The following is a 13,218-nucleotide window of genomic DNA, read 5'->3' as shown; positions in this document are numbered from 1 at the left end:
ACTCTCAAAAGAATTGCTGGTTTACTTTAACTATATTCTGTTCAATTTTCAAAGATCATTTCTTGTGTCGCACTCAAGCGACTTCCTTATCTTATCACTTTGTCACTTTCGTGTCAACATTTTTTTGAACTTATTTTTTCAAGTTTTTTAACTTGTTTCAGTTCTAAACTGTTTCCCTCAAGGACAATGACTATTCTATCACAGCTTTTTCGCCTTAAATATATTATAAATATTATTATTGAAAACTATTCACCATTTACTTTGTTTTTTCGTTATTTTTCTCTCTTTTTCTATTATTGATACACCAGGTATAGAGTATGATAAAACACCTAGTATTTTTAGAGTTTTATATGATTTTATAGTTATTTTTATGTATTTACACTCTATCTATATACCACATACCTATCAATACTCTTACTAAATAATATATAAAAAAACTAATTTTATAGAATTTTATATTTTTTAATATTATAATAAATAATATATTCTTTGCACCTATAGCTCAGTTGGATAGAGTGCTGGACTTCGAATCCAGGCGTCGGGGGTTCGAGTCCCTCTAGGTGCACCATATGAAAAAGGTATCGCAATATTGATAATGCGATACCTTTTTTCACTATTATATATCTAAATAACTATTTATAACTTTTGCAAAATTATTATTCTTTAAAACACTTACAGTAACACCAACAATCTCATAACTACTCGTAACATTATTATCTTTACATGTCATAGATAATTCCTTCATTATTTCATTGCATAATAATTTTATATCCGAATTATTAAGAACAATACTTATGTCACTTGCAGAATTTTTTATACTTCTTTCTAACTTATCAATTTGGAAGTCTTCAAATCTTCCGTTTCTTTTTATAACCTTCATATGTATCCTCCCCTGTTTTCTTTCATAACATAATCTCCTACTTATAAAGTAAAAACTTTATGTTACTCTATATTTTAAGGTATTCCAATTCATTATTCAATACTTACCAAATCAGTAATTTTTATAAAGATAATATTATCCTTATAACTAAATATATTAAATAATAAAATTAAAATCTCAAATTCACTAATTATTATTTTCTATAAAATAATTCAAAGCAAATTTGAGATTTCATTATGTCATTATTATATATTAAAATGGAACTTCTTCCTGAACTACCTCATTAACAGCCTTTTTCTTACTATCAATAAAAGTAAATTCACTTAATATTATGTCTACTTTATATTTCTTTTCACCTTCACTATTTGAATAGTTACTAGTCCTTAATTTCCCTTCAACGGCTAGCTTACTTCCCTTACCAACATTATGAGCTAATATTACAGCCTTCTTACCAAATGCCACTACTTCAACGAATGTGGCAATTCTTTCATTCTTTCTAACGCTGTACTCATTAATTGCTAAAGTAAATCTAACATACTTACCTTCACCTTCATCATTCTTATAATCTTTTAACTCTAAATCATTTACTACATTACCAACCAAAGAAACTTTATTCATATTTCTAACCTCCAAGAATTATTTATTTTAATTCTTGACAAGCTCGTTCCTTATTATACATATAAATAATACTTTTTTATTTTAATTTATAATCACTAGTAATCATATCTACCCCTATATCTATAAGCATATTAGCCTCTTCTTCAGTATTTACTCCCCATACATTAACTATTGCTCCATTTTCATGAGCTAGCTTTACATTTTCAGCAGTTATTCTATCTCTTCTAACATCTATTCCATAATTACCATACTCTTTTAATAAATTAATATTTTCTAAACTTATATCATTTAAATATTGAAACTGAATCTTATAACTATACTGCCTAATATATTTTATCCATTCATATGATGTTGAAATTATTATAGCTTCATCTTCTAAGCCATACCCCTTAATCTTATCAACAACTTCTTTTACATTCTCAACATTAATTTCCTTAAATTCAATTACTGGAATTAACTTATTTTTCTTACAGCATATTAGATATTCATCTAAAGTAGGTATCTTTAAATTCTTATACTTTTTAATATTATTTCCACTATCAATATTTAGCGCCCTAACTTCAACTAAACTCATACTTTGAATTTTACCAACACCATTTGTCATTCTATCAACATCATTATCATGGAATATAACAAGGCTTCCATCTCTAAGCGAATACAAATCACATTCTGCTCCCCACATTCCAAGCTCTGCAGCTTTCACAAAAGAGGGAATAGTATTTTCTGGTTCATATGCACTTGCTCCTCTATGTCCTATTAATTTTACATTAATATCTTCATAATCAAACGCCTTAATACTGCTGCTAGGAAGTATTAAGATTAAAGTTAATATTAATACTCTAAAACCTTTATTTATTATTTTCATTTTTATATCTTCCTTCTTTTATACTTTTCTCATGTCCCATTCCCCCTAACTATTAACTATATTATTAATCTTTATTGTCATAAAAATACATAAATAGAATTATAAAAATAGGCGCTACTTTCATAACGCCTAAATAATACTATTTAATTATAGCTTCTCTTAATTTATCAGATGCACTTGTTAATGCAGTTTCCCAATCTTCTACAGTTTTAGTTCCATTCATTATTGAATCAATTATTAATATATAAGAATCATTCCAAACTACTCCTTCAACTGGTTCTGTTGCTACAAATCCTCCCATAACTGGCTTTGCACCATTATCATAAACACTTAACATCTCAATTTGTAAGTCATCTAAATATTTACTAGCAATATCAATTGCACCTTCTACAGGAACCACTGATTTACCTAATTCAGCAATTATTCCAACAGCTTCATCGCTATACATATAAGCCATAAATTCTTCTGCTAATGATGTATTAGCTGCATCAGCTGGTATATACATTTGTTCAAAATAGTTATAAGAATACATGTCTCCACCATCTTCAAATGCTGGATATGCAGTAAATCCCCATTCAAATCCCTCTGCTCTAGGAGCATCTTCCATTTCACTTGGTAACCAATCCCCATTAGGAATAAATAGAGCTTTATTATCTAAAATTAACTGTTGATTCTTTTTAAAATTATCACTATTTGCATTTGCAACTACTGAAGGTTCTGTATAATCTTTTAATTTTGCTATGGTTTCTAATACTCTAGTTGCATCATCTGAAGTCCAAAATCCATCTTCATAATTCATTGCTTTATTAAATGCCTCTATTCCTCCAGAAGCAGCTAACATTGCTGGCATTACAGAATCAAAATATCCCGCTGTTGGATATGAAAACAAATAAATTCCTTCTTCCTTTGCCTTATCTCCTAAAGCAAAAAACTCATCCCATGTCTTTGGTACCTCATATCCCTTATCTTCAAATAATCCCTTATTATAAAACAGTCCTGTTGGACTATAAAATAAAGGAGCTAAATAAACTTTTCCATCACCATATGGAGCTGTAGCTGATGTTTCTAAAAATCCTGGCAATATCTTATCCTTCACCTTAACATCTTCACCTGGTACAGTCATATTCATAACATTAGTTAAATCATGTAGAGCTTGTTCATTTATAAAAGTTTCTGTTAATGCTTCAGGTCTTCCAGTGGCTAAATATATTAAATCCGGTACATTCCCACCTTGAATTTGCGGTCTAATTATTTCTTCTAAATTAGAAGCAGCTGTTAATTCAACTGTAACGCCTTCATGAGTTTCCTCAAACTTTTCAGCAAGCTTGTTCCAGTGTTCAACTCCACGACCACCATCTAATGCAGCTATTTTTAATATTGTTTCTTCAGAGCTTGAAGTTGCAACATCTTCATTAGTCTCTGCGTCTTTACTTGATGTTGAGTTTCCACAGCCCGCAAACAATGTTGCCACCATAAGTGCACTTAATATCACTGATAATTTCTTAAACTTCATAAAATTCTCCCCCTCACCTTTTATAACTATATACTATATTTTTGTAAACGTTTAATCAATAAGCTTATTGTTATATTTTTTAGTTATTTTGCGTTTTTAACAATTTAATTTTATTTTATAAATCAAATTTTTCTTCAACTATTTTGCTTATTTTTTCTGCCTTTTCCAAAGTATCCATCTCAGCAAATACTCTCAATACAGGTTCTGTCCCTGAAAAACGAACTATTACCCAGCCACCATTTTTAAAATAAACCTTATATCCATCTTCATAGGAAACTCTTTCAATATCATAATTAAATTCAATTGCTTCTCTCTTAACCATTAATATATCAATAAGATCTTGTTTTTTCTTTTGGGTCATTTTATAATCTCTTTCAGTCATATATAATCTTCCATATTCATTACATATGTCTTCATATATTTCTGATAAAGACTTTCCTGTTACAGCTATCATTTCAACTAATAAAGAAGCTGCATAAACACCATCCTTGCCTTGAATATGACCTTTAACTGTTAATCCACCACTAGATTCCCCACCTATTATTGCATTAGTTTCTATCATTTTTGAAGAAATGTGCTTAAATCCAACTGGCACTTCATAACATTCTTCTTCAAAACTATGTGCAACTCTATCTAAAAGTTCTGTTGTAGCAATATTTCTAACAACAGGGCCATTCCACCCCTTATATTTTAATAAATAATAATATAATAAAACTAAAATATCATTAGGATGTAAAAATCTTCCGTTATTATCTATTACTCCAAGCCTATCTGCATCTCCATCGGTGGCAATCCCAATATCATATTTTCTATCTATAACATAATTTTGAAGAGATTTTAAATTAGCAGCATTTGGAGTAGGTAGTTTTCCCCCAAATAAAGTATCATGCCTTTCATTAATAACATCCAATTCACATCTTGCAGTTGCAAGTATAGTTCTAAGCGATGTTTGACTTACACCATACATTGGATCTAAAACAACTCTTAAATGTGCATTTCTAATTGCTTCTACGTCTATTTGTGATAAAATACAATCTATATATTCATTAAAAGGATTATCATACATTACTAATCCTTTTTCTATAGCCTCTTCAAAACAAATTGATTTCAAGTCTTCATTTTCATATTTATAAATATACCTTTCAACATCATTTGTTACTATTTCATCAGCATCTTTCCCTCCCTTAGTAAATAACTTTACCCCATTATAAAGTGCAGGGTTATGACTTGCAGTTATTGCCATTCCATAATCTAAACCTAATCTTTTAACTTCAAACATAATTAATGGTGTAGGTACTCCCCTGTGAATAAATAAAACTTTAATTCCTTCATATGCTAAAACTTCTGATATCCACATTGTAGCTTCTTTGGATAAAAATCTCCTATCATATCCTACAACTATAGTTTTATTTTCAACTTTTTCATCTTTCATTTTTCTAGCCACAGCTCTAGCTAATTGCTGAACATTATCTTTTGTAAAATCTTCTCCAATTATTGCCCTAAATCCACCAGTACCAAATTTAATCATACTATTACCCCTCTACTATATTATTACTTAAACTTTTATTTACTATATTTTTCATTTCATCTAGCTTTTCTTCTATATCCTTAACAAGTTTAAGTTGTGTTCTAGTCCTATCAAGATTTTGATTATTATAGCTTGTTTTATAATAAACATCCCCATTTAAATAATCAGTTAAAAATCTCATTCCCTGTTCTAATGTAATTACTTTTACTGACATTGGTAATAATTCAATTTCTTTTTCAGTTAAACTATTTGCTGTCTCCTCTAAAAAACCTTTTGTAAATGCTTCAAAAAATTCTAAATCAATAAATACTTTATTTAAATCTTTTTCATCTTCTAAAACATGTGTTGCTCCACTTCTAATTGCATCTCCGAAATCATATAAAGAAAGTCCTGGCATTATGGTATCTAAATCTATAACACAAATTCCTTCTTTAGTTGTTGCATCCATAAGAATATTACTAATTTTAGTATCATTATGAGTTACTCTTAAAGGTAATTCCCCCTTTTCAAGCAAATCTAACAATATAGATGTATCCTCCTTTCTCTCAATAATAAAATTAACTTCATTTATTACATTATCTAATCTATTTACTTTATCAATTTCAACAGATTTTATAAATGACTTATATCTTTCCTTTGTGTTATGAAAATTAGGTATTGTTTCATATAGTTTTGCTGCATTATAATCCGATAGCATATTTTGAAATTTTCCAAATGTTCTCCCTACCTTATAGAAATCTTGCGGTGATTCACTAACATCATAAGTTACTGTATTCTTAATAAACTTAATACTTCTCCAACAATTCCCCATAGAGTCACAATAAAAATTCTTACCCTTTTTAGTTGGAACTACAGTAATAGTTTGCCTATCTACATCTCCACCTCTTTTTGATATTACAGCTTTTAAATAATCACATATATTACAGTAGTTCTCCATTAATTGATTAATATTTTTAAAAATTAAATTATTTATTTTTTGAATAATATATTGATTTTTATTTCCATCTTTATCATTGCAAACTACTAAAAATGTATCATTAATTATTCCACTTCCAAATGGTACTACTCTTATAATATCGCCCTCGAAATTAAATTTTTTAAGTGCCTCAACTGTTTTTTCTAAACTTTTGTCACACATTTTCTCTTAATTTCCCCCCACAAATTCTTATGATAAACTCCTTGTTTAATCATATTTTCAATTGCACTTCTTACAATGTCTTTATCTTCTTTATAAGTTACCCCATACCATTTATCCTTTGATTCCATAACCTTAACAGATATTTTACCATTACTTAATAACTCACTTACAACTGAAGGTATAAAATACTCACTCTTCTTTGGATTTAACTTAACTTCTGTATCTAGAAACCTTTTAAATCCTATTTCTAATTCTTCAAATATGTTAATATTAAATGCCCACATATTCATTGATACAGTTGAATTATAATCAAGCTCTATCCAGTTTTCCTCATCTTCCGTATAAAAAGCAGCTTCATCTTTTTTTATTATTTTTGTTCTTTCAATTACTTCCTCCAAATAACCATCCTTAACTTTACAAACACCTCTTGCAACGTGTCCATTTTCTGAAAGTGTGTTACACAGCTTATATCCTACCATTCCATACATATTTTCCTCTTTATTATTGATTAAAAACTCATATATCTTTCTAAATGCCTCTTGCCCATAAAAATCATCTGCATTTATTGCTACAAATGGTGCATCTATAATATCTCTTGCGCATAAAATAGCTTGTCCTGTTCCCCATGGTTTTGTTCTTTCATTTGGAACTGTATATCCTTCTGGGAGATTACCTATTTCTTGAATTACATATTTTATCTCTACATATTCTTCTAATTTATTTCCTATAAGCTCCTTAAACTCCTCTTCAATTTCTCTTCTCAAAATAAATACTATTTTTTCAAAGCCTGCTTTTATAGCATCATGTACAGCTAACTCTAATAATATCTCCCCGTTTGGTCCAATCTTATCTATTTGCTTTAATCCACCATATCTACTTCCTAATCCAGCTGCCATTATTAATAATATTGGTTTCATATATATTCTCTCCCTTTTATTGATATTTTCTATTGTATGAATATAACTCTGCAAGTAAACATGCTAATCCTATAAGCATAATAGACAATCCTTTATATCCATGAATTGTGTTTCCTTTTATAACTAGTGATACAGATACTATAAATACCAAACTGTAAATTAACTTTTTAATCATAAAATCACTCCTATAGGTAGTTATGAATTTTTAGTTAGAAGTTTATAGCTAATAATAAAACTAATTAACAAGCCTATATTACACTCTTTTTAAATTTATAATTTATAACATAATTTATACGTTAACTCCTAACTACTAACTAATCTTATTCCACTTAATTTCACCTGGTTGTAATTCAATTTTCGTTTTATTACCATTTCCATCATATACAATAGTACTTTGCTTCTCATGAGAATTATTAATTACAGCATATTTATTGCTTTCTAAATATGCTGATACTTCACAATTCAAATTATCTGCATACCATTTTTTCATTTCCTTCTCCTTATGTGATGCATAGAAACAACTTCTCATAAGTATGCGGGTATTTTGAGTTGAATATGGAAGTCCTGCAATATATACTGCCCTTCCTTTTCCATAATCATTTGAAGACATCAATAAATCTCCATTTTTATAACAAATTATTTCTGTTTCTTTACTCTTTGAATAAATATTTTTTTGTCCTTCCCCAAAATCAATTTCTTCAATAACATCCTCTGTAATGAAATGTTTATCAAGTTGAGTATTAAAATACTTATCTGTACTCAATGAAAATCCCAATTCTTTATCTACACCTAGCGCTTCTGATAATTGAAAGAAATGTCCTCCATATAATATTGCTGAAGGTTCTCCTACTCCAACAAAACCTCCACCATTATAAATCCACTCTCTTAAAGTAGTTATTATTTCTTTATCAAGCCACTTATCGCCTCCACTAAATGCAGTACCTGCATCACCTGCATTAATTATTACATCTATATCATTTGAAATTCCCTTTTCCTTAATATCATCAAAGCTTATAAATTCAACATCAAAACTCATACCACTTAGTGATTCTATTATTCCTAAGTAAGTATATATTTGCTTATACCATAATGCATGTGCAACCATATGAGTTTGCCAACTTCTTAGTTTTCCCCAACAGTTAAGTACTGCAACCTTTAATCCACAGTAAGGTTTATTTCCTCCAATGTTATCATATATTTCTCTAAACTCTTCACAAACGTTTTTGATATAATCAACAAACTTCGGAAACTTATATGCTAATGATAAATATCCACCATATCCAATTCTATCTACAGGTTTTCTCATTAATGCTCTTCTTGCAGTTACCCAATTTTCTTTCGCTTCTATTGTAGGATCATTTCCTTTATAAAATGTATCTGGAAAGAAATATGGTAAGAATCTACCCTCTGTATATTTGACACCTGGAATATCTGAAATCATTCTAAGTGTTGCTCCACTACCAACAGAACCAACTACTCCATCTATTCCTATAGAAGAAAAATATTTTCCATAAGGTTCTGTACCAATCCAATTATCACCTAAAAACATCATGACTTCCCTTCCATCTTCATGAACAATATCTACAAGTTTTTTCACATTTTCTGCAACAAATTTTTGTTGAAAATCCATATAATCTAAATATTCTCTAGAGGGAACTCTAAATGAAGAATTATAATATCCTTGATCAACAATATGCTCTGGCCTTAATGCATAACCTTTTTCCTTTTTAAATTCTTCTAAACACTCTGGACTTACACTTGAGCTATATCCAAACCAATCTACGAACTTTTCTTTAGCTAAATCATTAAACACTAAAGTAAAATGGTAAAAGAAAGTAGTAAATCTAACTATGTTTGATTCCTTATGTTCATCAAGCCACTTATGCATAGCTTCAAAAATATATTTATTAGTTTTTGGCTTTCTTGCATCAAAAGGCATTTCATGTGGTTTATTTCCCCAGTTATTTGTAATGTGATTATACATTTGAGTTGGATCCCATATACAATAAGCCAAAAATGTTACTGTATATTCATGCCATTTAATTGTATTTTCTATAATAACTTCTTGATTTTTCTCATTATATTTCCACAAAGAAACATCTATAACCTCATTACTCGTTCTATCAATTACTTCCCACCAAACTTTTATATCATGATAAATGTCTGGTTGAACCTGCTGTCCAAAATATCCATCCATTATTTTTATTACTAGCTTATCTTCAGTTGCAACATGATGCTTTGTCATTAAATATGTTTGTTGTAATTCTTCCTTATTAGCCTCTGCCCATTTATTATCTCCACGAGCAACGAAATAAGTTGAATATATTCTTTCAGCCAATCCTTTTATTTCTTTTGGTAGCTTAAATCCATCACAATCTCTAATTCCATCAGCCCCCCATTTTTCGGCTATTTCCATAGTTTCCTTTATAAAATTATCATCTGTAGGTATCGTAACTCTACCTTTACTCATTGCTATTCCCCCTATTCTTTTATACCGCCTACTGTCATTCCTTCAGTTAATTGTTTTTGAACCAAAATATAAAGTATTATTGTTGGAATCATTACTATAGCTAATCCTGCATACATTGCACCATAATCTGTTGCCGTTTTTTGTACTTGCATTAAATTCAATAAACCAACTGGTAAGGTTTTTGACGAATTAGGAAGTAGTGTTAATGCCATAATATATTCATTCCAGAAAGCTAAAAATTGAAATAATATTACAGTTATAATACTTGGCTTAGCCATAGGTATTATTACTTTAATTAAAGTTTGCAAATAACTACAACCATCTATCATTGCTGCTTCTTCATAAGCTCTCGGTAATGTTTTTAAATAATTAGATAGCAAGTAAATAGTAAATGGTAGTGCTGTTGAAGCATAAACTAAAGCTAGTACAATTTTGTTATCTAAAAATACAGTCATTGATAATGGAAGTGCAAATATTTGTTTTATTGCTTTATCTGCATCTAATATTAATAAGAATATTGGTACTACAATATAGTTAACATTTATAAATAATCCTGCTGCAAATATAGTATTTAAAAGTTTTTTACTTTTAAAATTAAATCTTGATAACACATATGCTGCTGGAATTGAAATTACTAAAAGAATTGCTAATGCTAAAGCAGTTACAAACAAAGAATTTAAAAAATATTCTCCCATATGTGATTTGATAAATGCAGTTTTAAAGTTTTCTAAATAAAATCCTTCTGGCAATGTCCATGGATTTCCATAAAACTCTGATTTATGTTTAAATGCTGCAAGTATTGACCACCCTAAAGGTATCAATATACTTAATGCAAACAATATTAAGCATAAATATATAAAAGCTTTCATTAATTTATTAGATGATTTTCTTTTATTCTTCTTTTTTATTACAGAATCTTTATTGGTATTTATCTTACTTTCAGATATGTTTTGCATACTTACCACCCCCTAATACTCAATTACATCTCTTTCTGTTACTTTGCTAATTATTAATGATAATCCAAATGAAAATAAGAATATTACAACTCCTATTGCCATTCCATATCCATATGAAGAATTACCATAAGCTTGCTTGTACATATATCCTAAGAACGATTCTGATGCTCCATCAGGTCCCCCACTAGTCATTACTTTTACAAATAAGAAACTTAAATTAATACAACTTATTATAAAGAATGTTAATGTAGTTCTTATTGTTCCCCATACAAGAGGTAATGTTATGCTAAAAAATTGTTTAAACTTTGAAGCTCCTTCTAATTCAGCTGCTTCATATAAACTTTCCGGAATACTACTCATTGCTGACATATACATAACCATATAATAACCAACAGCTTGCCAAATCATTGCTACTGCAATACACCATACTACTGTACTAGGATCTCCAAGCCACATTCGTTTCCAATTTTCTAATTTTAATAAATCTAATGTTGCATTTAATATACCTTGACTTGGATCTAAAATTGCTGAGAATATTGCTGATATTACAACTACAGATAAGATATTTGGTAAGTAAAAAACTATTCTAAATAAATCATTGAATTTAATATCCTTTCTTATTAATACCGCTGCTAATGCTATTGCTATTACTAAAGTAACAATGGTTACAAATACTATTAAAAACAATGTATTTTGAAATGATTTTATAAATTTTTCATCTTTAAACAATATAAAAAAATTATTTAATCCTACGAATTTCTTATTATTTGTTAGTCCTCCCCATTTAAATAATGACATCCAAAATACATTTAAAGTTGGAATAATCATAAATATAAGAAATAAAATAAATGCTGGAATAACTGATAGCGCTATAAATAAATTTTTAGATTTACTATCTTTTTTCAAATAAAATCACTCCCCTTGTTTTTTCTTAAATCCTTGATTTTATTTTACTTTTTTGTAAACTTTTACACAATAAATTTATTGCTCATTTTTTTAGTTATATTGCTATTTGCGCAATATAACCTAAATATCTTTTATTCTTTTATAATTACTATAATTAATGTTATAATTTAACTATTGAATATTATTTGGAGGTGATTTATGAGTAATACACGATATATGTTTAATGAAAAGAATATATATAATATTGATTTTGAATTACTTTATATAAGTAAATCTAAATACGGTAATGATTGGCATAGCACATCTCATTCACATCCATTTACTGAAATCTTCTTTATAACTCATGGGCATGGACTTATGGATATAGATGGTGTTATCGTTTCCATTAAGGAGGGGGATTTAATCATTATTAATCCCAACTGCTCTCATACAGAAAAATCTACTAATAATTCTTTTGATCAATTAGAGTATATTGTATTTGGAATAAATAACTTGGCCTTAGCTAATGATAGTATCCCTTATTTAGGCCTTGAGGTAACCCCTCCTATTTACTATAAAATAATGAATTTTAATAATGATAAAGCTGAAATTTTAAGTTATTTAGATAACTTAGTACGCGAAGTTGAAAATAAAGATTCCAACTATGAATTGGCATGTAAAAGTATTTTGACTTTATTTATTATATATATATCTAGAAATGCTAAGTCTAATTTATTTATTACCACTAACCCTGAAAAGCTAAATATTGAATGTGTTAAAATTAAAAATTATATCGACTCTCATTATTCCGAAAATATTACTTTAGATATTTTATCAAGTTTAAGTTATGTAAATAAATTTCACTTGGTTCATTTATTTACGAAGCAAATGGGAATATCCCCTATTAATTATTTAATTAATAAGAGAATTGAAGAAGCTAAAAATCTTTTAGTCACTACAAATCATTCAATTCGAGATATATCAACTATAGTTGGCTTTTCTAATTCATCTTACTTTAGTCAAATGTTTAAGAAATCAACTGGTACTTCTCCTAGAGGTTATAAAATTTCACACTCAAATTTAAAAACAAAAAAAGACAATCATTAAGATTGTCTTTTCTAATGGAGCGGGTAGTGGGAATCGAACCCACCTTTCCAGCTTGGAAGGCTGGAGTATTACCGATATACGATACCCGCATATTTGGAGCGAAAGACGGGACTCGAACCCGCAACATCCACCTTGGCAAGGTGGCGCTCTACCATTGAGCCACTTTCGCATAAATGGTGCAGATGAAGGGAGTCGAACCCCCACGCCAAAGGCGCTAGATCCTAAGTCTAGTGCGTCTGCCAATTTCGCCACATCTGCATTTTTTTGGTGGCTTACCGGGGAATCGAACCCCGGACACCTTGATTAAAAGTCAAGTGCTCTACCGACTGAGCTAGTAAACC

12 protein-coding genes and 5 tRNA genes are annotated in these 13,218 nt (G+C 29.0%); 2 read left to right on the top strand and 15 right to left on the bottom strand.

Features of this window, described 5'->3' with window-relative positions; genetic code table 11:
• Window positions 1-491 precede the first annotated feature (491 nt).
• Window positions 492-568, top strand: a tRNA-Arg gene (locus I4V63_RS15035).
• A 48-nt stretch (window positions 569-616) separates the two neighbouring features.
• On the opposite strand, the gene I4V63_RS15030 is transcribed toward I4V63_RS15035, so the two are convergent.
• The 11 genes from I4V63_RS15030 to I4V63_RS14980 form a co-directional block, all read right to left on the bottom strand.
• Window positions 617-880, bottom strand: coding sequence for an ATP cone domain-containing protein (locus I4V63_RS15030; protein WP_196002038.1), 264 nt, complete (start codon window positions 878-880; stop codon window positions 617-619).
• Window positions 881-1,132: 252 nt separating this feature from the next.
• A complete protein-coding gene (locus I4V63_RS15025; protein WP_196002037.1) occupies window positions 1,133-1,498 on the bottom strand; it encodes a single-stranded DNA-binding protein in 366 nt (121 codons plus the stop codon).
• Window positions 1,499-1,574: 76 nt separating this feature from the next.
• Window positions 1,575-2,363 (bottom strand): glycerophosphodiester phosphodiesterase family protein, encoded by a 789-nt coding sequence (locus I4V63_RS15020; protein WP_196002036.1) that lies wholly within the window; start codon window positions 2,361-2,363, stop codon window positions 1,575-1,577.
• 139 nt (window positions 2,364-2,502) lie between these two features.
• Window positions 2,503-3,876, bottom strand: coding sequence for a carbohydrate ABC transporter substrate-binding protein (locus tag I4V63_RS15015; RefSeq protein ID WP_196002035.1), 1,374 nt, complete (start codon window positions 3,874-3,876; stop codon window positions 2,503-2,505).
• Window positions 3,877-3,991: 115 nt separating this feature from the next.
• Window positions 3,992-5,404, bottom strand: coding sequence for a phosphoglucomutase/phosphomannomutase family protein (locus tag I4V63_RS15010; RefSeq protein WP_196002034.1), 1,413 nt, complete (start codon window positions 5,402-5,404; stop codon window positions 3,992-3,994).
• A gap of 4 nt (window positions 5,405-5,408) precedes the next feature.
• Entirely contained in the window at window positions 5,409-6,542 is a 1,134-nt protein-coding gene (locus tag I4V63_RS15005) for a phosphotransferase (protein ID WP_243280531.1), read from the bottom strand.
• The gene (locus I4V63_RS15000) at window positions 6,524-7,459 is read right to left on the bottom strand and encodes a sugar phosphate nucleotidyltransferase (protein ID WP_196002033.1); all 936 of its coding nucleotides are present in this window, start codon (window positions 7,457-7,459) and stop codon (window positions 6,524-6,526) included. Before I4V63_RS15000 ends, I4V63_RS15005 begins: the two co-directional genes overlap by 19 nt.
• A 16-nt stretch (window positions 7,460-7,475) precedes the next feature.
• Complete coding sequence (locus tag I4V63_RS14995; protein WP_196002032.1) at window positions 7,476-7,634, bottom strand: hypothetical protein; 159 nt, start codon at window positions 7,632-7,634, stop codon at window positions 7,476-7,478.
• 135 nt (window positions 7,635-7,769) lie between these two features.
• Window positions 7,770-9,929, bottom strand: a complete 2,160-nt coding sequence (gnpA, locus tag I4V63_RS14990; protein WP_196002031.1) for a 1,3-beta-galactosyl-N-acetylhexosamine phosphorylase — start codon at window positions 9,927-9,929, stop codon at window positions 7,770-7,772.
• An 11-nt stretch (window positions 9,930-9,940) separates the two neighbouring features.
• Window positions 9,941-10,798 carry a carbohydrate ABC transporter permease gene (locus tag I4V63_RS14985; protein ID WP_243280532.1) on the bottom strand — a complete coding sequence of 286 codons (858 nt, stop codon included), beginning with the start codon at window positions 10,796-10,798 and terminating at the stop codon, window positions 9,941-9,943.
• 99 nt (window positions 10,799-10,897) lie between these two features.
• Complete coding sequence (locus tag I4V63_RS14980) at window positions 10,898-11,791, bottom strand: sugar ABC transporter permease (protein WP_243280530.1); 894 nt, start codon at window positions 11,789-11,791, stop codon at window positions 10,898-10,900.
• Between the two features lie 198 nt (window positions 11,792-11,989).
• Between I4V63_RS14980 and I4V63_RS14975 the strand changes: the two genes are divergently transcribed.
• A complete protein-coding gene (locus I4V63_RS14975; protein WP_196002029.1) occupies window positions 11,990-12,877 on the top strand; it encodes an AraC family transcriptional regulator in 888 nt (295 codons plus the stop codon).
• Window positions 12,878-12,892: 15 nt separating this feature from the next.
• Here the strand turns inward: I4V63_RS14975 and I4V63_RS14970 are convergent.
• From I4V63_RS14970 to I4V63_RS14955, 4 genes are all read right to left on the bottom strand, one after another.
• Window positions 12,893-12,966, bottom strand: a tRNA-Gly gene (locus tag I4V63_RS14970).
• Window positions 12,967-12,971: 5 nt separating this feature from the next.
• Window positions 12,972-13,046 (bottom strand) — tRNA-Gly (locus tag I4V63_RS14965).
• A 5-nt stretch (window positions 13,047-13,051) separates the two neighbouring features.
• Window positions 13,052-13,135 (bottom strand) — tRNA-Leu (locus I4V63_RS14960).
• A gap of 7 nt (window positions 13,136-13,142) precedes the next feature.
• Window positions 13,143-13,218, bottom strand: a tRNA-Lys gene (locus I4V63_RS14955).

The sequence above is a fragment of the Clostridium sp. 1001271B_151109_B4 genome (assembly GCF_015670405.1).
Lineage (GTDB): Bacteria > Bacillota > Clostridia > Clostridiales > Clostridiaceae > Clostridium.
The sequence above is the reverse complement of the archived record's forward strand: the minus strand, read 5'-3'. Positions and strand labels throughout refer to the sequence as shown.